Annotated in this window: 18 protein-coding genes and 2 tRNA genes; 7 read left to right on the forward strand and 13 right to left on the reverse strand. The window is 64.7% G+C overall.

Features of this window, described 5'->3' with window-relative positions; genetic code table 11:
* Positions 1-214: 214 nt before the first annotated feature.
* From ACFO3A_RS11975 to ACFO3A_RS11990, 4 genes are all read right to left on the reverse strand, one after another.
* Complete coding sequence (locus ACFO3A_RS11975; protein WP_377726598.1) at positions 215-1,147, reverse strand: electron transfer flavoprotein subunit alpha/FixB family protein; 933 nt, start codon at positions 1,145-1,147, stop codon at positions 215-217.
* Between the two features lie 13 nt (positions 1,148-1,160).
* Positions 1,161-1,910, reverse strand: coding sequence for an electron transfer flavoprotein subunit beta/FixA family protein (locus tag ACFO3A_RS11980; protein ID WP_377726599.1), 750 nt, complete (start codon positions 1,908-1,910; stop codon positions 1,161-1,163).
* A 196-nt stretch (positions 1,911-2,106) separates the two neighbouring features.
* Complete coding sequence (locus ACFO3A_RS11985) at positions 2,107-2,886, reverse strand: enoyl-CoA hydratase (protein ID WP_377726600.1); 780 nt, start codon at positions 2,884-2,886, stop codon at positions 2,107-2,109.
* A gap of 15 nt (positions 2,887-2,901) precedes the next feature.
* The gene (locus tag ACFO3A_RS11990; protein WP_377726601.1) at positions 2,902-3,855 is read right to left on the reverse strand and encodes a histone deacetylase family protein; all 954 of its coding nucleotides are present in this window, start codon (positions 3,853-3,855) and stop codon (positions 2,902-2,904) included.
* 43 nt (positions 3,856-3,898) lie between these two features.
* Between ACFO3A_RS11990 and ACFO3A_RS11995 the strand changes: the two genes are divergently transcribed.
* Together ACFO3A_RS11995 and ACFO3A_RS12000 are read left to right on the forward strand one after the other, a co-directional pair.
* Entirely contained in the window at positions 3,899-4,816 is a 918-nt protein-coding gene (locus ACFO3A_RS11995) for an AAA family ATPase (protein ID WP_377726602.1), read from the forward strand.
* Positions 4,813-5,805, forward strand: a complete 993-nt coding sequence (locus ACFO3A_RS12000) for a DUF58 domain-containing protein (RefSeq protein ID WP_377726603.1) — start codon at positions 4,813-4,815, stop codon at positions 5,803-5,805. Before ACFO3A_RS11995 ends, ACFO3A_RS12000 begins: the two co-directional genes overlap by 4 nt.
* An 88-nt stretch (positions 5,806-5,893) precedes the next feature.
* On the opposite strand, the gene ACFO3A_RS12005 is transcribed toward ACFO3A_RS12000, so the two are convergent.
* From ACFO3A_RS12005 to ACFO3A_RS12045, 9 genes are all read right to left on the reverse strand, one after another.
* A tRNA-Val gene (locus ACFO3A_RS12005) sits at positions 5,894-5,968 on the reverse strand.
* Positions 5,969-5,976: 8 nt separating this feature from the next.
* Positions 5,977-6,051 (reverse strand) — tRNA-Val (locus tag ACFO3A_RS12010).
* A 62-nt stretch (positions 6,052-6,113) separates the two neighbouring features.
* Entirely contained in the window at positions 6,114-6,833 is a 720-nt protein-coding gene (gene dnaQ, locus ACFO3A_RS12015) for a DNA polymerase III subunit epsilon (RefSeq protein ID WP_377726605.1), read from the reverse strand.
* Between the two features lie 104 nt (positions 6,834-6,937).
* Positions 6,938-7,264, reverse strand: coding sequence for an iron-sulfur cluster assembly protein IscA (gene iscA, locus ACFO3A_RS12020; protein ID WP_377726607.1), 327 nt, complete (start codon positions 7,262-7,264; stop codon positions 6,938-6,940).
* 17 nt (positions 7,265-7,281) lie between these two features.
* Positions 7,282-7,704 carry an iron-sulfur cluster assembly scaffold protein gene (locus ACFO3A_RS12025; RefSeq protein WP_377726610.1) on the reverse strand — a complete coding sequence of 141 codons (423 nt, stop codon included), beginning with the start codon at positions 7,702-7,704 and terminating at the stop codon, positions 7,282-7,284.
* Between the two features lie 72 nt (positions 7,705-7,776).
* Positions 7,777-9,000, reverse strand: coding sequence for an IscS subfamily cysteine desulfurase (locus tag ACFO3A_RS12030; RefSeq protein WP_377726765.1), 1,224 nt, complete (start codon positions 8,998-9,000; stop codon positions 7,777-7,779).
* Positions 9,001-9,005: 5 nt separating this feature from the next.
* The gene (iscR, locus tag ACFO3A_RS12035) at positions 9,006-9,542 is read right to left on the reverse strand and encodes a Fe-S cluster assembly transcriptional regulator IscR (RefSeq protein ID WP_377726613.1); all 537 of its coding nucleotides are present in this window, start codon (positions 9,540-9,542) and stop codon (positions 9,006-9,008) included.
* 205 nt (positions 9,543-9,747) lie between these two features.
* Entirely contained in the window at positions 9,748-11,808 is a 2,061-nt protein-coding gene (uvrB, locus tag ACFO3A_RS12040) for an excinuclease ABC subunit UvrB (RefSeq protein WP_377726615.1), read from the reverse strand.
* 62 nt (positions 11,809-11,870) lie between these two features.
* A complete protein-coding gene (locus ACFO3A_RS12045; RefSeq protein WP_377726617.1) occupies positions 11,871-12,491 on the reverse strand; it encodes a TetR/AcrR family transcriptional regulator in 621 nt (206 codons plus the stop codon).
* Positions 12,492-12,606: 115 nt separating this feature from the next.
* Here ACFO3A_RS12045 and ACFO3A_RS12050 point away from each other — a divergent pair, with 115 nt between their 5' ends.
* From ACFO3A_RS12050 to ACFO3A_RS12070, 5 genes are all read left to right on the forward strand, one after another.
* Entirely contained in the window at positions 12,607-14,055 is a 1,449-nt protein-coding gene (locus ACFO3A_RS12050) for an efflux transporter outer membrane subunit (RefSeq protein WP_377726619.1), read from the forward strand.
* A 25-nt stretch (positions 14,056-14,080) separates the two neighbouring features.
* Complete coding sequence (locus tag ACFO3A_RS12055) at positions 14,081-15,151, forward strand: HlyD family secretion protein (RefSeq protein ID WP_377726621.1); 1,071 nt, start codon at positions 14,081-14,083, stop codon at positions 15,149-15,151.
* Positions 15,152-15,156: 5 nt separating this feature from the next.
* Positions 15,157-17,955, forward strand: a complete 2,799-nt coding sequence (gene rbbA, locus ACFO3A_RS12060; RefSeq protein ID WP_377726623.1) for a ribosome-associated ATPase/putative transporter RbbA — start codon at positions 15,157-15,159, stop codon at positions 17,953-17,955.
* A complete protein-coding gene (locus tag ACFO3A_RS12065) occupies positions 17,955-19,109 on the forward strand; it encodes an ABC transporter permease (protein ID WP_377726625.1) in 1,155 nt (384 codons plus the stop codon). Before rbbA ends, ACFO3A_RS12065 begins: the two co-directional genes overlap by 1 nt.
* Before the next feature lie 170 nt (positions 19,110-19,279).
* A complete protein-coding gene (locus ACFO3A_RS12070) occupies positions 19,280-20,482 on the forward strand; it encodes an amino acid aminotransferase (RefSeq protein ID WP_377726628.1) in 1,203 nt (400 codons plus the stop codon).
* The last annotated feature ends 83 nt before the right edge of the window (positions 20,483-20,565 follow it).

The raw sequence follows: 20,565 nt of genomic DNA on the forward strand, positions 1-20,565 counted from the left end.
TACGTATAAAAAAAGGGGGACAGTGCCCCCTTTGCTGTTCTCGCCCTGGCTTAGAACGTGTTTACGATCTCCACGCGGGCGTGCAGTCGCGGACTCGGGCGCTCTGCGGCGTTGCAAATCCTCGCCATAGCACCGCTATGGCTGCGGTTTGCGCCTGGCAGCCCATCCCGATCCGCTTCCCGCACCCCTTCGCGTCGAGATCGTAAACACGTTCTTACAGGGCTTTGACCAGTTCCGGCACCGCCGTGAACAGGTCGGCTTCGAGGCCGTAGTCGGCCACCGAGAAGATGGGCGCTTCGGGGTCTTTGTTGATCGCCACGATGACCTTGGAATCCTTCATCCCGGCCAAGTGCTGGATGGCACCGGAAATACCGCAGGCCACGTACAGCTGGGGCGCGACGATCTTGCCGGTCTGGCCCACCTGCAGGTCGTTGGGGGCATAGCCCGCATCGACGGCAGCACGCGAGGCACCGATGGCGGCGCCCAGCTTGTCGGCCAGGGGGGTGATGACTTCCTCGAACTTCTCGGCGCTGCCCAGGGCACGGCCACCGGAGACGATGATCTTGGCGGCGGTCAGCTCGGGGCGATCGCTCTTGGACAGTTCGCGGCCCACAAAGCTGCTCTTGCCCGAATCGGCCACGGCAGCAATGGTTTCCACGGCTGCGCTGCCACCGGTGGCAGCAGCGGCGTCAAAGCCGGTGCCGCGCACGGTGATGACCTTCACGCCATCCGCCGATTGCACGGTAGCGATGGCATTGCCGGCGTAGATGGGGCGCTCGAAGGTGTCGGCGCTCACCACCTTGGTGATGTCGGAGATTTGTGCCACATCCAGCTTGGCCGCCACGCGCGGGGCAGCATTCTTGCCGCTGGCCGTCGCCGGGAACAGGATGTGGCTGTAGCTGCCAGCCACCGCCAGCACCTGGGCCGCCAGGTTTTCGGCCAGGCCGTCCTTCAGCGCTGCGCCGTCGGCGTGCAGTACCTTGGCAACACCGGCGATCTGGGCGGCAGCAGCAGCGACGGCAGCGGCGTTTTCGCCAGCCACCAGCACATGCACCTCGCCACCGCAAGCAGCGGCTGCGGTCACGGTATTGAGCGTGGCGCTCTTGAGGGAGGCGTTGTCGTGTTCAGCAATAACAAGTGCGGTCATTTCCATATCCTCCTTAGATCACCTTGGCTTCGTTTTTCAGCTTTTCGACCAGGGCGGCGACGTCGGGCACCTTCACCCCGGCCTTGCGGCCAGCCGGTTCGGCAACGTTCACGGTCTTGATGCGCGGGGCCACGTCGACACCCAGGTCTTCCGGGGTCACGGTGTCCAGCGGCTTTTTCTTGGCCTTCATGATATTGGGCAGGGTGACGTAGCGCGGCTCGTTCAGGCGCAGGTCGGTCGTGACCACCGCAGGCAGGGCCAGGCTCAGGGTTTCCATGCCGCCATCGACTTCGCGAGTGACTTGCGCCTTGCCGTCTGCCACTTCCACCTTGGAGGCAAAGGTTGCCTGGGGCAGGTCGGTCAGGGCGGCAAGCATCTGGCCGGTCTGGTTGGCATCGTCGTCGATGGCCTGCTTGCCCAGGATCACCAGCCCGGGCTGCTCCTTGTCGACCAGCGCCTTGAGCAGCTTGGCTACGGCCAGGGGCTGCAATTCGGCATCGGTCTGCACCAGAATGGCGCGGTCAGCGCCGATGGCCATGGCGGTGCGCAGGGTTTCCTGGCATTGCGCCACGCCGCAGGAAACGGCGATGACTTCGGTGACAACACCTTTTTCCTTCAGGCGCACGGCCTCTTCGACGGCGATTTCGTCAAAGGGGTTCATGCTCATCTTGACGTTGGCGATGTCTACACCCGTGCCGTCCGATTTCACACGGACTTTGACGTTGTAGTCCACCACGCGCTTGACTGGGACCAATACCTTCATGCTGCGGCTCCTTACTACCTTGGAATTGACGTTAACGTAAACTGCACATTCTATGGCAGGAAAAAAATGCCAGTGTGCTTATTTAGCCCACCGGATCAGGAAATCCAGCTCCAATAAAATAGAACGACCGTTCGATTTTAAGCAGAATTGCACAAAAAGACCAATACCGATTGCCACAAATCACCAAGGGATTACCCTAGGATTTCCAGGCGGGTGTGCGCTTCTGAGCGAATGCCAGCGCCCCCTCCTGGGCATCGGCATCCATCATGTTGGCAGCCATGGTCTGCCCGGCCAGCTGGTACGCCGCTTCCAGCCCCATCTCCCGCTGTCGGTAGAGCATGGCCTTGCCCATACGGATGGCTGTCCGGGGCTTGCCCACGATGGACTGCACCAGTTTTTCAACCTCCGCATCCAGTGCATCCGCCGCCACCACGCGGTTCAGCAGGCCTTGTTCCAGGGCAGTCCGGGCATCGATGAAATCGCCCGTCAGCAGCATTTCCATGGCGTGCTTGAAAGGTACGTTGCGCACCAGGGGAACGCTGGGCGTGGCGCAGAACAGGCCGTAGTGGATGCCGCTGGTGGCAAAGCTGGCCTCGGTGCTGGCCACTGCCAAGTCGCACTGCGCCACGAGCTGGCAGCCTGCCGCCGTGGCCATGCCATGCACCCGGGCAATGACCGGAACCGGCAAATTCTGGATGGATTGCATAACCCGCGAGCATTGTGCAAACAATTGCCGGTACCAGGACAGATCGGGGTGCGCGGACATTTCCTTCAGGTTATGGCCCGCGCAAAAAGCCTTGCCGCTGCCTGCCAGCACCACGACGCGCAGCTGTTCGTCCCGGGCCAGCGCATCCAGCCGCTGCTGCAAGGCCGCCAGCATGTCCTGCCCCAGCGCATTGAAGCGCTGCGGGTCATTCAAGGTCAGTGTGGCGACACCCCGCCCATCCTGTTGCAGCAGTACCGGTTCCGGATTCATACACAGGCCTCCGGCTCACACATCGGCCAGAACGCGCAAGTGTGCTTCCACACTGCGGGCCAATGGACTCATCATGTAGCCGCCTTCAAGGCAGGAAACGATACGCCCCTTGGCGAAGCGGCGGGCAACGTCCTTGATTTTCTCGGTAATCCAGGTGTAGTCGTTTTCCGTCAGGCCCATCTGGCCCATGTCGTCTTCGCGGTGGGCATCGAAACCGGCGCTGATGAAGATCATCTCGGGTTTGAACGCCTCGAGCCGAGGCAGCCACATCATTTCGATCATCTCGCGCACTTCCATGCCTTTGGTATAGGCCGGCATCGGCACATTGAGCATGTTCGGCGCCGGGTCCTTGTCGCCGCTATACGGATAGAAGGGATGCTGGAAGAAGCTGACCATCAGCACCCGCTCGTCACCGGCAAGAATGTTTTCCGTGCCGTTGCCGTGGTGGACGTCGAAGTCAATGACTGCAACGCGCTGCAGGTTGCGCCGGTTCAAGGCATGTAAAGCGGCGATGGCTATGTTATTGAAAAAGCAGAACCCCATGGCCTTGTCGCGGCAGGCATGGTGTCCCGGCGGGCGAACGGCGCAAAAGGCGTTTTCCAATGCACCGGAAAGCACCGCGTCGGTTGCAGCCAGTGCCGCACCGGCAGAATGCCGTGCGGCATCGAAGGTAAAGGCGTTGATCGAGGTATCGGTGTCGATCTGCGCATAATCCGGCCCGCCGGCCTGCTGCTCTTCCAGCAGCCGGTCGGTCAAACCCCGTAGCGCGGCCACATACATGCGATCATGGGCCAGCTCGATATCTTCCCAGGTGGCTTGCGATGCCTCCTGGCGTTCCAGTGCATCGAAAACACCGCTGATCAACAACCGATCTTCAATGGCCGACAGCCGTTCCGGGCACTCTGGATGGCCCACGCCCATTTCGTGTTTACGGAATAAAGAGTGGCTGTAATACCCTGTTTTACTCATAACGCATTGCCTCCGCTTTCATCTTCTTCACCTTGGTTCAAGCATGTATACACACACCCTCCAAACCTTGTTACAGCAGCTTAACACGGTGCTTGTCGGCAAAAAACAGCAAGTGCAGGACTGCATCACCTGTTTGTTGGCAGGGGGACATTTACTCTTGGAAGATGTTCCCGGTGTGGGCAAGACCACCCTGGCCCATGCCCTGGCACACAGCCTAGGCCTGCAATTTTCACGGGTGCAGTTCACGGCGGACCTGATGCCCAGCGACCTCACCGGGGTGAGCGTGTACGAGGCCGCCGAGCAGCGCTTTCGCTTTCACCCCGGCCCGGTCTTTGCCCAAGTGCTGCTGGCCGATGAAATCAATCGCGCCAGCCCGAAAACCCAAAGCGCCCTGCTCGAAGCCATGGAGGAAAAGCAGGTCAGCATAGAAGGCGCAAGCCACCCTTTGCCGACGCCCTTTTTCGTCATCGCCACGCAGAACCCGCTGGAGCAGCTGGGTACCTACCCCCTGCCGGAAAGCCAGCTCGACCGCTTTCTGATGCGTATCAGCCTGGGCTACCCCAGCCGCGAAGCCGAGCGGCAATTGCTGCTCAACAACGGCCACCGCCACCTGGCCGACACCATCCAGACGCAAATCGACGACACCACCCTGGCGCAGCTGCAAGCAGCCGTGCTGCAAGTCCATACCGCCCCGTCCCTGCTGGACTACGTACAGGACTTGCTTGACGCCTCGCGCAGCGGGCAATGGTTTCGGCAAGGGCTGTCCCCGCGTGCCGGGATCGCTCTGGTGCGGGCGGCCAAGGCCCACGCCCTCCTCCAGGGGCGCGATTACGCGGCCCCGGACGATGTGCAGGCCATTTTTGTGCAGACCATGGCCCACCGGCTGCACCCCATCTCCACGGCGGGTCGCAGCAGCAGCGAACAAGCCCAGGCCATGCTGGCGGCCACGGCGCTGCCATGAGCGCCCCGCCCCGCCTGGGCCGCTGGCAGCAGCCATGGCAACGCTGGCTGGCCCGGCGCCATCCGCCCAGCGACCAGCAGGAACTGCGCCAGCGCACGATTTACGTACTGCCCACCCGGGCCGGCTGGTTCCTGGCACTGACGGTACTGCTGCTCCTGCTGGCGTCGATCAACTTCCAGCTCAACCTCGGCTACCTGCTCACCTTCTGGCTGCTGTCGGCGGCTGGCGCCAGCGTGGGGGTGGCATACCGCAACCTGCAAGGGCTGCAAGTGCGGCTTGGCCCGCTGCCGCCGGCGTTTGCACACCAAGCCGTGCAAGTTCCCGTCACGCTTTCAACTTCGGGCAACCGGCCACGCTACGCCATCGGCCTGGCCTTTCTGCCACAGCCAGCCGATCGGCCGCTGGCCTTCAGCGATGTCGCAGACAGCACCCCGACGGCCCTGAGTTTTACCCCCGGCGCCCGGGGCTGGCAGCCCCTGCCCCGGGTGCTGCTGCAATCGCACTACCCCTTGGGCATTTTCCGGCTATGGAGCTACTGGCAGCCCCACAGCCGTTTGCTGACCTACCCGGCGCCAGAAACACCCTGCCCGCCGCTGCCGGATGCACACAGCCCGCCAACGGCCGCTGCCACCGCCGCCCCCCACGGCGGCCAGGAGGCACAGGACGGCGTGCGCCCCTACCAGCGCGGTGACCGCGTGCGGGACATCGTCTGGAAAAAGTCGGCGCAGGCCCTGGCCAGCGGCAACGGCGAACTGGTCGTGCGCAGCTACCAGGGACAGGCAGCACAGTGGCTCTGGCTGGATGCCCAGGCCACAGGCTTGCCGGGCCGGGAAGCACAAATTGCCCGCCTGACCGCCTGGGTGCTGCACGCGCACGAACACCACAGCCAGTGGGGCCTGCACCTGCCCAGCGGCACCCGCATCCCGCCAGACAGCGGCGGCGCCCACTTGCAGCGCTGCCTGCACGCCCTGGCGGTGGAGCCGGGCTGACGGCCGGCAGCCGTTGGACCCCAGCAGGATTCAGGGCGAAAAAAACCTGCAAGCAATGCTTGGCAGGCTATGACGCTGAAACGTGATTTGGTGGGTCGTAGTGGGATCGAACCACTGGCTTCCACCGTGTGAAGGTGGCACTCTACCGCTGAGTTAACGACCCGGCAAGTGTGGTGGGTGATGCAGGGTTTGAACCTGCGACCCCTGCCGTGTGAAGGCAGTGCTCTACCGCTGAGCTAATCACCCCTCGCATTGAATGGCACCGTCTGCCGATGCCACTGAGCGAAAGCAGGGATTATGGCACAAATTTATCCGACACCCAGGTTGCGCCAGATAGTTTTTCCGTTGCTGGCTTTATCGATGGCCTCCAGGGCTTCGGCGTGGGCCGTCAGCTCGTGGGGCGTGGCTTGCAGGATGGGCAGGGCAAACTGGCGCAGGTCGATCCGGTTGCGGGCATCGTCCCCTGCGCCGAAGCCGCCGCCCAGGCCGTCATCACCCAGCAAGGCATGTTGGCCACGGGTCATGTAGATGTAGACGTCGGCCAGCAGCTCGGCGTCCAGCAGGGCGCCGTGCAGGGTGCGGCCGCTGTTGTCCACGCCCAGGCGGTCGCACAGGGCGTCCAGGGAGTTGCGCTTGCCGGGGAACAGATCCTTGGCCATGGCCAGGGAGTCGGTCACGTCGCTGACGTAGGTTTTCAGCGGCGGCAGGCCGAGCAGGGACAGTTCCTTGTCCAGAAAACCCATGTCGAAAGGTGCGTTGTGAATGACCAGTTGCGCCCCTTGCAGGTAGGCCAGGATGTCCTGCGCTTTTTGCGCGAACTTGGGTTTGTCGCTGAGGAACTCGGTCGTCAGGCCGTGGATGCGCAGGGCGTCCTCATGGCTGTCGCGCTCCGGGTTGAAGTACAGGTGCAGGTTGTTGCCGGTGAGCTTGCGCCCGACCAGCTCGACGCAGCCTAGTTCGATGACCCGGTCGCCGTTCTCGGGCGACAGGCCGGTGGTTTCAGTATCCAGAACGATGATGCGTTGCATGGTTTTATTATTTTTATAGCTTTCTCCGCTTGATATTTCTTGTTTTTAGAATGTTTTGTATCTAAAAACATTGAATGACGTGCGGGAACAGCTATTTTTTTAAATTAGACGCGGAAGCTTTCGCCGCAGCCGCAGCGATCGCGTTCGTTGGGATTCTTGAACTGGAAGCTTTCGTTCAGGCCGTTGCGCACGAAGTCCACTTCCGTGCCGTCCAGCACGGCAAGGTTTTCCGGCGCGACGATGAGCTTGGCGCCGTGCTGCTCGAACACGACGTCGTTGGCTGCAGCCTCATCGACGTAATCCAACTGGTAGGCAAAGCCGGAGCAGCCGGTGGTTTTGATGCCCAGGCGTACGCCCACGCCATGTCCGCGGCGTTGCAGGTGCTGGGCGACGTGGCGGGCGGCGGCTTCGGTCAGGGTGATGGTGGTCATGGTGATGCGTTTCCTTGTCATGAGAGTGCTGTCGACGGCTGGCCGGCCGGGTGCTGGCAGGTGTAGTGGGCGATGGCACTGCGCACGGCATCCTGCACCAGCATGGCGCCGAACACCCGTGCCGGGGGCACGCCCAGCGCCTGCACCAGTTGGCTGCTGGTGAGCTGCTGCGCTTCATCCAGGGTTTTGCCGTGCAGCCACTCGGTCATCAGCGATGCAGCGGCGATGGTGGCGGTATCGCCATAGGCCTTGAAGCGCACCGCCCGAATCTGCGCCGGCAGCCCGGCCTGCACCTGGATTTGCAGTTGGACGACGGCGCCATTCTCCGGACTCCCCACCAGGGCGGTGCCAATATCCGGTGCGGACGCAGCAAAGGCCCCGGCGTTGCGCGGGTGGCGGCTGTGTTCCAGCAGCAGATCGGAATACTCGGGAGAGGCCATTGCCGGATTGTCTCCAAACTTGCGCAATCCTGCTGGAGCAGGGAAAGGAGCGGTACCCGACAGGCGCGGGGCTTACCGGGCAGCGGGCCACGTCATGTTGGCAACATCCACCCCCTGCTGGTGCAGATCCCACAGGGGACTCAAGCTGCGCAGATGCTGGACAGCGGCACGGATGCTGGCAATGGCATGGTCGATGTCCGCCTCGGTGGTGAAGCGGCCATAGCTGATGCGCAGGCTGCTGTGCGCCAGGGCATCGCTGCGCCCCAGGGCACGCAGGACATGGCTGGGTTCGATGCTGGCCGAGGTGCAGGCCGAGCCGCTGGACAGCGCCACGTCGGCCACGCCGGTCATGAGCGCCTCGCCCTCGATATGGGCAAAGCTGAAGTTCAGGTTGTGCGGCACCCGGTGCCCGGCATCGCCGTTGAGGAAGACCTGTTCCAGATCGGCCAGCCCGGCCAGCAGACGCTGCTGCAGGCGCTGGGCATGGGCCGTATCCTCTGCCATCTCCAGCCGGGCCAGCCGGAAGGCTTCGCCCATGCCGACGATCTGGTGCGTGGGCAGGGTGCCCGAGCGCAGGCCGCGCTCGTGCCCGCCGCCGTGCATTTGCGCCTGCAGGCGCACGCGCGGCTGGCGGCGCACGTACAGGGCGCCGATGCCCTTGGGGCCATAGGTTTTGTGCGAGGCCAGACTCATCAGGTCGATGGGCATGGTTTGTACGTCCAGCACGATCTTGCCGCTGGCCTGGGCTGCATCGACGTGAAAGACGATGCCGCGCTCGCGGCACAGGCGGCCGATGGCGGCCAGATCCTGCACCACGCCGATTTCGTTGTTCACCGCCATGACGCTGACCAGGATGGTGTCCGGGCGCAAGGCGGCTTGCAACGCGGCCAGATCGAGCAGGCCATTGGGCAGCACGTCTAGGTAGGTGACGCTGAAGCCCTGCCTTTCCAGGGCACGCATGGTGTCCAGCACGGCCTTGTGTTCGGTCTTGACGGTGACGAGGTGCCGGCCCTTGTCCTGGTAGGCCAGGGCCGCGCCGGTAATGGCCAGGTTGTCCGATTCGGTGGCGCCGCTCGTCCACACGATGTCCCGCGCCTGGGCGCCGATCAGTGCGGCCACATGGCTGCGGGCCTGCTCAACGGCCTCCTCGGCCTCCCAGCCCCAGGCGTGGCTGCTGGAAGCGGGGTTGCCGAAATGCTCGGCCAGCCAGGGCACCATCGCCTGCACCACGCGCGGATCGACCGGTGTGGTGGCGGCGTAATCGAGGTAAACAGGCCGCTTACGCGGCACCGGCACGGCGCTCACGATTTATTGAAGGCGTTGCCCAGGGCGAAGACCGAATTGGGCGCATTCACCCGGATGGGCTTGACCACCGGGGCCGAGGAAATCGCCCGGCGCACCACCGGCTTGTCTTCGATCTGAATACCCCGGGCCAGTTGGTCCTCGACCAGTTTTTGCAGGGTGACGGAGTTGAGGAACTCCACCATGTGGCGGTTCAACGCCGCCCACAGGTCGTGCGTCATGCAGCGGCCCTGTTCGCCCAGGCAGTTTTCCTTGCCGCCGCACTGGGTGGCGTCAATCGGCTCGTCGACCGAGGTGATGATGTCGGTGACGGTAATGTCCGCCGCCTTGCGGGCCAGGGTGTAGCCGCCGCCGGGGCCACGGGTGGACTCGACCAGCTCGTTGCGGCGCAGCTTGCCGAACAGCTGCTCCAGGTAGGACAGGGAAATTTGCTGGCGCTGGCTGATCGCCGCCAGAGTGACGGGGCCGCTGTTCTGGCGCAGGGCCAAATCGATCATGGCAGTAACGGCAAAACGGCCTTTGGTGGTCAAACGCATCGCAAGCTCCTTCAGAAATGAGTTCAAGAATCCCAAAAACGGAAAAACCGGCCTATGCCAGAAAGCCTTGTTCAAGACGGGAAGCCATGGTTTTTTATTTCTTGAGTGATTTGTAGGACTATACCATAAAAACCCAATAACCCAGTCGGATAAAGTGAAATAAGAATCATCCACAAATACCAGGGGGGGGTGTAGGGAGTACGCCCTAGACCCCGAGCAGCTGATTTTTCAGCAGCGCCAACCGATCGCGCAGCCGTGCGGCCGATTCGAACTCCAGGCGCTTGGCGCAGTCGAGCATTTCTTTTTCCACGCGCTTGATTTCCTTGGCCAGATCGGCCTCGGACAGCACGGCCACCGCCTGCGCCCCGGCAGCGGCGCGGGCCACTTCGCGGCTTTGTTGCTGGGATTTATCGCTATAGACACCATCGATCAAATCCTTTACGCGCTTGACGATGGCCTTGGGCTCGATGCCATGCTCCAGGTTGAACGCAGTTTGTTTGGCACGGCGGCGCTCGGTTTCGTCGATGGCGCGGCGCATGGAGTCGGTGATGCGGTCGGCGTACAAAATGGCCTTGCCGTGCAGGTTGCGGGCGGCGCGGCCAATGGTCTGGATCAGGCTGCGTTCGGCCCGCAGAAAACCTTCCTTGTCGGCATCCAGAATCGCCACCAGCGACACCTCGGGGATGTCCAGCCCCTCGCGCAGCAGGTTAATGCCCACCAGCACGTCGAACGCGCCCAGGCGCAGGTCGCGGATGATTTCCACGCGCTCCACGGTGTCGACATCGGAATGCAGATAGCGCACGCGCACGCCGTTTTCGCTGAGGTACTCGGTGAGCTGTTCGGCCATGCGCTTGGTCAGCGTGGTGATCAGCACCCGTTCATTCTGCTGCGCCCGCAGGCGGATTTCCTGCAACACATCGTCTACCTGGCTGCTGGCGGGGCGCACTTCGATTTCGGGATCGACCAGACCGGTCGGGCGCACCACCTGCTCCACCACCTGGCCGCTGTGCTGCTTTTCGTAATCGGCAGGCGTGGCCGAGACGAAGATCGCCTGGCGCATCCGCTGCTCGAACTCCTGCAGCTTCAAAGGCCGGTTGTCCAGCGCCGACGGCAGGCGAAAGCCGTATTCGACCAGCGTGGTCTTGCGCGAGCGGTCGCCGTTGTACATGGCCGAGAGCTGGCCCATCATCTGGTGGCTTTCGTCCAGGAACATCAGCGCATCCTTGGGCAGATAGTCGGTCAGCGTGGCCGGCGGCTCGCCCGGCGCCGCGCCGGAGAGGTGGCGCGAATAGTTCTCGATGCCCTTGCAGTGGCCCAGCTCCGAGAGCATTTCCAGATCGAAGCGCGTGCGCTGCTCCAGGCGCTGGGCCTCGACCAGCTTGCCGGCCTCGACAAACTGCTGCACGCGCTCGCGCAATTCTTCCTTGATGGTGTCCACCGCCCGCAACACCACGTCACGCGGCGTCACGTAATGGCTGCTGGGGTAAACGGCAAAACGCGGAATGCGCTGCTGCACCTGACCGGTGAGCGGGTCGAACAGTTGCAGTCCGTCCACCTCGTCGTCGAACAGCTCGATGCGGATGGCCAGCTCGGAATGCTCCGCCGGGAACACGTCGATGGTGTCCCCGCGCACGCGGAACTTGCCCCGGCTGAAATCGTCGTCGTTGCGCTGGTACTGCATGCGCACCAGCTGGGCGATCAGCTCGCGCTGGGGGATGCGGTCGCCCACGCGCAGCATCAGCACCATCTGGTGGTAGCTCTCCGGCTCGCCAATACCGTAAATGGCCGAGACGGTGGCAACGATGACCACGTCGCGGCGCTCCAGCAGGCTTTTGGTGCAGGACAGGCGCATCTGCTCGATATGCTCGTTGATGGCGCTGTCCTTTTCGATGAACAGGTCGCGCTGGGGCACATAGGCTTCGGGCTGGTAGTAGTCGTAGTAGCTGACGAAATACTCCACCGCGTTCCTGGGGAAAAACTCGCGAAACTCGCTGTAAAGCTGCGCGGCCAGCGTCTTGTTCGGCGCAAACACGATGGCCGGGCGGCCCAGCCGGGCAATCACGTTGGCCATGGTGAAGGTCTTGCCCGAACCTGTCACGCCCAGCAGGGTCTGGAAGGCTTCGCCGTCTTGCACACCCTCGACCAGCTGCGCAATGGCCGTGGGCTGGTCGCCCGCCGGGGGATAAGGCTGGAACAGCGCAAACGGGGAGTTTTCAAAATGAACGAATTGCCCTGCCGGGGCAGGAGAAGGTGTCGGTTGTTGCATAGGGGAATGCTCCGGGGCGTGCCAGCGCAAGGGCTGCCCGCTGTCAGAACGTGTTGACGATCTCAGGCCAGTAACTCGCACAACATATCGATATGTGCCTGGCGGTAGTGCGGATCGGGTTCGCCGCCCTCGCCAAAAACCGTATGCCACAGCAGCACATGCACGATGGGCGACAGCACCAGCCAGGGATGGCGGGCCAGCACCGTGTCTTTTCTGCCGCTGGCCTCCAGATTCTTCTGGATCACCTGCATGACCTGCTGGGTGTGTCCGTGAGTGAGTTTTTTCCACTCGTCCACCCGCATCGGCACGCGCTCGCGCTCGGGGATCAAGAGGCGCAGGAGTGTAATCACATCCGGGGCCAGCAGGGCTGCGTGCAGCCGATCGACCGTCCATTCCGCCAGCGCCCGCGTGCCTGCACCGGCGGCCAGTTGCGGCATCTGCGCCCAGTCGGTGCGGTTCAGGGTGCGGTCGAGCAATGCCTTGAAGATGGCATCCTTGCTGTCGAAATGGGCATACAGCCCGCCTTTGGACAAGCCGCAGCGCTGTGCGATGTCGTCCATCCGCGCCGCAGTAAACCCGCGGCGGGAAAACTCCTGCAGCGCCGCATCCAGTATCTGCGGCACACGCTGCGCAGGCGCCAGCCGCAGCCTGCGCTTGGGCCGATATGTATCGTTTTGAATCATGCTGGGTATTGTCGAGCCTCAAGGACTGTGGGAAGCACGTCGGAACAAACCGTTAGATACCGACTAGTCGGTTGTTATACTCTTTTTCACGATGCACAAAATCCTGATTCCCCCTGTGATTTTCCCTGCCCCGCAGGGTTGGCTGGCACGGGCGCATGGCCTCCCGGCCCTGCTGCTGGCACTGGGCCTGGCCGGCTGCACCAGCCTGGCCCCGCCGCACGAGCGCCCGCCCAGCACCCTGCCCGCGCAGTTTGCCGACGCAGGCGCAACGCAGCCCCATGCAGCCAGCCAGCTGGCCTGGCGTGACTACTTCCAGCACCCTGAACTGCAAACCTTGATCGACCAGGCCCTGCTGCACAACCGCGACCTGCGGGCCGCCATGCTGCAAGTGGCGCAGGCCCGCGCCGCCTACGGCATTGCCCGCGCCGAGCGTAGCCCGGCAGTGGGCGTGGGGCTGGAGTCGCAACGGGCGCTGGTGCCGGGCGACCTGAACATCAGCGGCCAGCCGGTGATCTCCAGCCAGCACCAGCTGGGCGTGGGCTTTACCAGCTGGGAGCTGGATGTGTGGGGCCGCATCCGCAGCATGAACGAAGCCGCCCTGCACAGCTACTGGGCCAGCGCCGAAGGCCAACGCGCCGCCCAACTGCTGCTGGTGGCCCAGGTGGCCGATGGCTGGCTGGCCGTGCGCGAGCTGGACTGGCGCATCCACCTGGCGCAAGAAGCCCTAACCACCCGTGCCGAAGCGCGGCGCGTGTTCGCCCGCCGGGTAGAGGTGGGATCGTCATCGCGCCTGGACTTTGTGCAGGTCGAGCTGCTCTGGCAGCAGGCCAGCACGCTGGTGGCCCAGTTGCAGCTCCAGCGCAGCACCCAGATGCACGCCCTGGGCCTGCTGGTCGGGCAGTCCGATCTGGCACTGGCCCCCAGCGCCCAGCCGCTGTCGGCCCTGCTGGCATTGCCGCCGCTGGCACCGGGCCTGCCCGCGCAACTGCTGGAAAACCGCCCGGACATCCTGGCTGCCGAACACCAGTTGCAGGCCGCCAACGCCCGCATCGGCGCAGCGCGGGCCATGTACTTTCCGCGCATTGCGCTCACCGCACTGGGGGGCACGGCCAGCGCCGAACTGGACGGCCTGTTCGCCTCGGGCAGCCGTGCCTGGACGTTTGCGCCCAGCATTTCGCTGCCGCTGTTCGACGGTGGCCGGCGCAAGGCCAACGTGCAATTGAGCGAGGTGCAGCGCGAGCAGGCCGTGAACCAGTACCAGCGCACGATCGAAGCGGCCTTCCGCGACGTGGCCGACGCCCTGGCAGCCAACCAATGGCTGGCCACGCAACTGGACAGCCTGCAGGCCACCGAAACCACCCTGACCGAACGCGCCCGCCTGGCCCGGCGGCGCTATGACGCGGGGGCGACGCGCTACTTCGAGGTGCTGGATGCCGAGCGCGACCTGCTCGCCGCCCAGCAGCAGGTGGTGCAGGCCCAGCGGGCGCTGCTGGGCGCACGTTTACAGCTCTACACCGCCCTGGGCGGCGGCAGCGCCCACCTGCCCCTGCCTGCCGCGCAGTAAAAAAGAACATTCAGGAAAGCACGCCATGGACGCACGCATCAAAAAATGGATCGCCCCCGCAGCCCTTGCCCTGGTGGCCGCAGCCGCCTATCTGGCCTGGAACACCAGCCACAACGGCGGCCCCGGCCCCGGCTTCATCCAGGGCAATGGCCGCATCGAGGCCACCGAGATCGACATCGCCACCAAGCTGCCGGGCCGTCTGGCCGAGGTGCTGGCCGCCGAGGGCGACTTCGTCCAGACCGGTGACGCACTGGCCCGCATGGACGTGGCCACCCTGCAGGCCCAGCGCAGCGAGGCCGTGGCCCGCCACGCCCAGGCGCAGCACGGCGTAGCCACCGCCCATGCCCAGGTAGCGCTGCGCGAAAGCGACCTGCGGGCCGCCCAGGCGCAAGTGGCGCTGCGCGAAAGCGAGCTGGATGCCGCCCAGCGCCGCCTGGCCCGCTCGACCGAGCTGGCCCGCGATGGTGCATCCTCCCAGCAGGAACTGGACGACGACCGTGCCCGCGAACGCAGCGCCCAGGCTGCCGTGACCGCCGCCAAGGCGCAGGTGGACGCCGCCCGCGCCGCCGTGCAGGCCGCACGCACCCAGGTTACGGGGGCAGAGGCTCAGGTCGAGGCCGCCCAGGCCAGCGTCGAGCGCATCGACGCCGACCTGCAGGACGCCACCCTCACCGCCCCGCGCGATGGGCGCGTGCAGTTCCGCATTGCCCAGGAAGGCGAAGTGCTGGGGGCCGGGGGCCGGGTGCTGAATCTGGTCGATCTGTCCGACGTGTACATGACCTTCTTCCTGCCCGAAACCGCCGCCGGGCGCGTGGCCATCGGCAGCGAGGCCCGCATCGTTCTGGACGCAGCGCCGCATATCGTGATCCCGGCCACCATCCGCTTTGTCTCGGCCACCGCGCAATTCACGCCCAAGACGGTGGAAACCGCCAGCGAGCGCCAGAAGCTCATGTTCCGCGTGCGGGCGCAGATTGACCGCGAGCTGCTCGCCCGCCACCTGCAGCAGGTCAAGACCGGCCTGCCCGGCGTGACCTGGGTGAAGCTGGATGCCAACGCCGCCTGGCCCGCCAGCCTGCAACCCAACGTTCCGCAGTAAGCGCCATGCAGACCCCCGTTGTTCACCTGACCGATGTCGCCCTGCGCTACGGCCCCGCCTGCGCCCTGGACGGGGTGACGCTGGACATTCCCGGCGGGCGCATGGTCGGCCTGATCGGGCCGGACGGCGTGGGCAAGTCCAGCCTGATGGCGCTGATTGCCGGTGCCCGCATCATCCAGCAGGGCCGGGTCGAGGTGCTGGGCGGCAGCATGGCCGAGCGCCGCCACCGCAACGCCATCCAGCCGCGCGTGGCCTACATGCCCCAGGGACTGGGCAAGAACCTGTACCCCACGCTGTCGGTGGAAGAAAACCTGCAATTCTTCGCCCGCCTGTTCGGCCACGATGCGGCCGAGCGGCGCCGGCGCATCGACGATCTGACCCAGGCCACCGGGCTGCACAAATTCCTGGCCCGCCCGGCCGGCAAGCTCTCGGGCGGGATGAAGCAGAAGCTGGGCCTGTGCTGCGCCCTCATCCACGACCCCGACCTGCTCGTCCTGGACGAGCCGACCACCGGCGTCGACCCGCTGGCCCGCGCCCAGTTCTGGGACTTGATCGCCCGCATCCGCACCACCCGCCCGGGCATGAGCGTGCTGGTGGCCACCGCCTACATGGACGAGGCCCAGCGCTTCGACTGGCTAGTGGCCATGGACGCGGGGCAGGTGCTGGCCACCGGCACCCCCGCCGAGCTGCTGGCGCAGACCGGCACGCAGCATCTGGAAGCCGCCTTCATCGCCCTGCTGCCCGCCGAGAAAAAACGCGACCATGCCGAAGTGGTCATCCCGCCGCTGCAGGCGCACGCGGACGACATCGCCATCGAGGCGCGTGACCTGACCATGCGCTTTGGCGACTTCGTGGCTGTCGATCACGTCAACTTCCGCATCCGGCGCGGAGAGATTTTCGGCTTCCTCGGCTCCAACGGCTGCGGCAAATCGACCACCATGAAGATGCTCACCGGCCTGATGCCCGCCAGCGAAGGGCAGGCCTGGCTGTTCGGCAACCTGGTGAACCCGCACGACATCGCCACGCGCCGGCGCGTGGGCTATATGTCGCAAGCCTTCTCGCTGTACGGGGAACTGACGGTGCAGCAGAACCTGGTGCTGCACGCCCGTTTGTTCCACGTGCCGGAGAGCGAAGTGCCCGCCCGCGTGCAGGAAATGCTGGAGCGCTTCGGCCTGCAGGGCGAGGCCGATGCCCTGCCCGAACGCCTGCCCCTGGGCCTGCGCCAGCGCCTGTCGCTGGCCGTGGCGATGGTGCATCGGCCCGAGCTGCTCATCCTGGACGAGCCGACCTCGGGCGTCGACCCCGTGGCACGCGACCAGTTCTGGCGGCTGCTGGTGGAGCTGTCGCGCCGCGATCAGGTGACGATCTTCATCTCCACCCACTTCATGAACGAGGCCGAACGCTGCGACCGCATGTCCATGATGCACGCGGGCCGGGTACTCGATAGCGATGCCCCCGCCGCCCTGGTCGCCAAGCGCGGCGCGGCCACACTGGAAGAAGCCTTTATCGGCTACCTGCTCGAAGCCTCGGGCGAGGCTGCACCCGCCCCCGTGGATAAATCAAAAAACATAGCTTCTTCCGATGATTCAAAGCCATTTTCAGAAATAAAACCATCTGAAAACATTGCCAAATCATCAGAAACAGCTTCTCCAAAAATAGCATCCCACCCCGCCACCCCGGCTTTCAGCCTGCAACGCCTGTGGAGCTATGTCTGGCGCGAAACCCTGGAGCTGCAACGCGACCCGGTACGCGCCACGCTGGCGCTGGTCGGTTCGCTGGTGCTGATGGTGGTGATCGGCCTGGGCATCAACATGGACGTGGAAAGCCTGCGCTTTGCCGTACTCGATCACGACCAGACCAGCATCAGCCGCAGCTACGCGCAAAGCCTGTCCGGCTCGCGCTACTTCACCGAGCGGGAACCCATCGCCAGCTACGACGAACTCGACCAGCGCATGCGCAGCGGCGAACTGTCGCTGGCGCTGGAAATCCCTCCCGGCTTTGGCCGCACCGTGCTGGCGGGCAGGCCCGCCGCCATCGGCGCATGGTTCGACGGCGCCATGCCCCAGCGCGGCGAAACCGTGAGCGGCTACGTGCAGGGCATCCACCAGCACTGGCTGGCCGAGCAGGCCCGCGAGCGCACCGGCATGCAGCCGGGCAGCAGCGTGGCGGTGGAAACGCGCTTTCGCTACAACCCGGACGTGAAAAGCCTGCCCGCCATGGCCCCCGCCGTCATGCCCATGCTGCTGCTGATGCTGCCCGCCATGCTCACCGCCCTGGCCGTGGTGCGCGAGAAAGAGCTGGGTTCCATCCTCAACCTGTACACCACCCCGGTCACGCGCGTGGAATTTCTGCTGGGCAAGCAACTGCCCTACGTGCTGCTGGCCATGCTCAACTACCTGCTGATGTGCACCCTGGCGGTGTTCGCCTTTGGCGTGCCGATCACCGGCAGCTTTGCCACGCTCACCCTGGCGGCGCTGCTGTTTTCCATCGTCGCCACGGGCATGGGGCTGCTGGCCTCGGCGGTCACGCGCAGCCAGATCGCCGCCATGTTCTTTGCCATGCTGGGCACGATATTGCCGGCCTCGCAGTTTTCCGGGTTGACCGACCCGGTGTCGTCCCTGGAAGGCGCGGGCCGCTGGGTGGGCGAGATTTATCCGGCCACCCACATGTTCGCCATCAGCCGGGGCGTGTTCAGCAAGGCGCTCGACCTGGGCGACCTGACGGCGGCCTTCACCGCGCTGGCGCTGGCCATTCCCGTCATCATGGGCATTGCCATCTGGGCGTTGCCCAAACAGGAGCGCTAATGAATAGGAGCGCCAATGCCATGACCATGCTGCTGACCCTGAAAAACATCTGGCGCCTGGGCATCAAGGAGCTGTGGAGCCTGTGGCGCGACCCGGTGATGCTGATCCTGATCGTCTACACCTTCACCGCCTCGGTCTACACCGCTGCCTCGGCCATGCCCGAGACGCTGCACCACGCGCCCATCGCCATCGTCGATCAGGACAACTCGCCGCTGTCCAGCCGCATCGCCTCGGCGTTCTACCCGCCGCACTTCATGCCGCCGCAACTGCTGTCCTGGCACGAGGTGGATGCGGGCATGGACGCGGGCAACTTCACCTTTGCCCTGACCATCCCGCCCAACTTCCAGCGCGACGTGCTGGCGGGCAAGAACGCCGCCCTGCAACTGAACGTGGACGCCACGCGCATGAGCCAGGCATTCAGCGGCAGCGGCTACATCCAGCAGATCGCCCTGGCCGAAGTGCGCGAGTTCACCCAGCGCCACCGCGCCGCCGCCGACCTGCCCGTGGCGCTGGAGCTGCGGGCCCGCTTCAACCCGGGGCTGAACAAGATCTGGTTCGGGGCGCTGATGCAGATCATCAACAACGTGACCATGCTCTCCATCATCCTGACCGGCGCAGCACTGATCCGCGAGCGCGAACACGGCACCATCGAGCATCTGCTGGTCATGCCCGTCACGCCCACGCAGATCATGCTGGCCAAGGTCTGGTCGATGGGCGCAGTGGTGCTGCTGGCCGCCGGCGTCTCGCTCAACCTGGTGGTGCGCGGCCTGCTGCAGGTGCCCATCGAAGGCAGCATCCCCCTGTTCATGGCCGGGGCCGCGCTGTGCCTGTTTGCCACCACGGCGATGGGCATCTTTCTGGCCACTATCGCCCGCTCCATGCCGCAGTTCGGGCTGCTGATGGTATTGATTCTGCTGCCGCTGCAACTGCTCTCGGGCGGCATGACGCCGCGCGAATCCATGCCGCAACTAGTGCAGACCGTCATGCTGCTGGCGCCCACCACCCACTTCGTCGAGCTGGGCCAGGCCATCCTGTACCGGGGCGCCGGGCTGGACGTGGTGTGGCAGCCCTTTCTGGCGCTGGCCATCATCGGCAGCGCCCTGTTCGCCCTGTCGCTGGCGCGGTTTCGCAAGACCATCAGCCAGATGGCATAGCCTCATCCCTGCCGCCCTGGATTGGGCATGGGCCCGCGCATGACAAGTTCACGCCATTGCCGGCAAAAACACCCGGCCGGGACTTAAAATGGAGGGCTTTCCCTGGCGCCGTCCGGGCTGCCATCGAGAGGGAGAGCACGCTTTCTTTCTACCCTCAAGGACAAAAAACCATGTCTCTGTTTTCCGCTGTCGCAATGGCTCCCCGTGACCCCATCCTGGGCCTGAACGAACAATACGCTGCCGATACCAACCCGCAAAAAGTCAATCTGGGCGTGGGCGTGTACTTCGACGACAACGGCAAGTTGCCCCTGCTGCAGTGCGTGCAAGCGGCTGAAAAAGCCCTCATGGACACCCCGACAGCCCGTGGCTATCTGCCCATCGACGGGATTGCCGCCTACGACAACGCCGTCAAGGCCTTGGTGTTCGGTGCCGACGCCGAACCCGTGACCAGCGGCCGCGTCGCCACCGTGCAGGCCCTGGGCGGCACCGGCGGCCTGAAAATCGGCGCCGACTTCCTGAAAAAGCTCAATCCCGACGCCAAGGTGCTGATCTCCGACCCGAGCTGGGAAAACCACCGCGCCCTGTTCACCAACGCCGGCTTCACCGTCGAAACCTACGCCTACTACGACGCCGCCAAGCGCGGCGTGAACTTCGACGGGATGCTGGACAGCCTCAACGCCGCCGCCCCCGGCACCATCGTGGTGCTGCACGCCTGCTGCCACAACCCCACCGGCTACGACATCACCCCCGCGCAGTGGGATCAGGTGGTCGCCGCCGTCAAGGCCAAGGCCCTCGTCCCCTTCCTGGACATGGCCTACCAGGGCTTTGGCCACGGCATCCAGGAAGACGGCGCGGCCATCCAGAAATTCGTCGCGGCCGGGCTGACCTTCTTCGTCTCCACCTCCTTCTCCAAGAGCTTCAGCCTGTACGGCGAGCGCGTCGGCGCCCTGTCCGTGCTGTGCCAGGACAAGGAAGAAGCCGCCCGCGTCCTCTCGCAACTGAAAATCACCATCCGCACCAACTACTCCAACCCGCCCACCCACGGCGGCGCAGTGGTCGCCAAGGTGCTGAACACCCCGGCGCTGCGCCAGCAGTGGGAAGAAGAACTGGGCGCAATGCGCGTGCGCATCAAGGAAATGCGCCAGGCGCTGGTCGATGGCCTGAAAGCCGCCGGCGTGCAGCAGGACATGTCCTTCATGACCCAACAGATCGGCATGTTCAGCTACTCCGGCCTGAACAAAGACCAGATGCTGCGCCTGCGCAGCGAATTCGGCGTCTACGGCACCGACACCGGCCGCATCTGCGTGGCTGCACTCAACCGCCAGAACGTGGGCTACGTCTGCCAGGCGATCGCCAAGGTGATGCAGGGCTAAAGCACCATCACCCTTGAACTGCAACCGCCTTCGGGCGGTTTGTTTTTTTCAGGAACTCTCCCGCCATGCTGCCCTCCAAGGCA

Origin of the sequence: Comamonas nitrativorans, assembly GCF_042654765.1 — a bacterium.
Lineage (GTDB): Bacteria > Pseudomonadota > Gammaproteobacteria > Burkholderiales > Burkholderiaceae_C > Comamonas > Comamonas nitrativorans.

What these genes read in the sequence shown, in the direction of transcription:
- ACFO3A_RS11975 (WP_377726598.1), bottom strand. Translation starts at nt 1,147, where the DNA reads ATGACCGCACTTGTTATTGCTGAACACGACAACGCCTCCCTCAAGAGC.
- dnaQ (WP_377726605.1), bottom strand. Translation starts at nt 6,833, where the DNA reads ATGCAACGCATCATCGTTCTGGATACTGAAACCACCGGCCTGTCGCCC.
- ACFO3A_RS11980 (WP_377726599.1), bottom strand. Translation starts at nt 1,910, where the DNA reads ATGAAGGTATTGGTCCCAGTCAAGCGCGTGGTGGACTACAACGTCAAA.
- ACFO3A_RS11985 (WP_377726600.1), bottom strand. Translation starts at nt 2,886, where the DNA reads ATGAATCCGGAACCGGTACTGCTGCAACAGGATGGGCGGGGTGTCGCC.
- ACFO3A_RS12025 (WP_377726610.1), bottom strand. Translation starts at nt 7,704, where the DNA reads ATGGCCTCTCCCGAGTATTCCGATCTGCTGCTGGAACACAGCCGCCAC.
- iscR (WP_377726613.1), bottom strand. Translation starts at nt 9,542, where the DNA reads ATGCGTTTGACCACCAAAGGCCGTTTTGCCGTTACTGCCATGATCGAT.
- ACFO3A_RS12055 (WP_377726621.1), top strand. Translation starts at nt 14,081, where the DNA reads ATGGACGCACGCATCAAAAAATGGATCGCCCCCGCAGCCCTTGCCCTG.
- iscA (WP_377726607.1), bottom strand. Translation starts at nt 7,264, where the DNA reads ATGACCACCATCACCCTGACCGAAGCCGCCGCCCGCCACGTCGCCCAG.
- uvrB (WP_377726615.1), bottom strand. Translation starts at nt 11,808, where the DNA reads ATGCAACAACCGACACCTTCTCCTGCCCCGGCAGGGCAATTCGTTCAT.
- ACFO3A_RS11995 (WP_377726602.1), top strand. Translation starts at nt 3,899, where the DNA reads ATGTATACACACACCCTCCAAACCTTGTTACAGCAGCTTAACACGGTG.
- ACFO3A_RS12070 (WP_377726628.1), top strand. Translation starts at nt 19,280, where the DNA reads ATGTCTCTGTTTTCCGCTGTCGCAATGGCTCCCCGTGACCCCATCCTG.
- rbbA (WP_377726623.1), top strand. Translation starts at nt 15,157, where the DNA reads ATGCAGACCCCCGTTGTTCACCTGACCGATGTCGCCCTGCGCTACGGC.
- ACFO3A_RS12065 (WP_377726625.1), top strand. Translation starts at nt 17,955, where the DNA reads ATGAATAGGAGCGCCAATGCCATGACCATGCTGCTGACCCTGAAAAAC.
- ACFO3A_RS11990 (WP_377726601.1), bottom strand. Translation starts at nt 3,855, where the DNA reads ATGAGTAAAACAGGGTATTACAGCCACTCTTTATTCCGTAAACACGAA.
- ACFO3A_RS12000 (WP_377726603.1), top strand. Translation starts at nt 4,813, where the DNA reads ATGAGCGCCCCGCCCCGCCTGGGCCGCTGGCAGCAGCCATGGCAACGC.
- ACFO3A_RS12045 (WP_377726617.1), bottom strand. Translation starts at nt 12,491, where the DNA reads ATGATTCAAAACGATACATATCGGCCCAAGCGCAGGCTGCGGCTGGCG.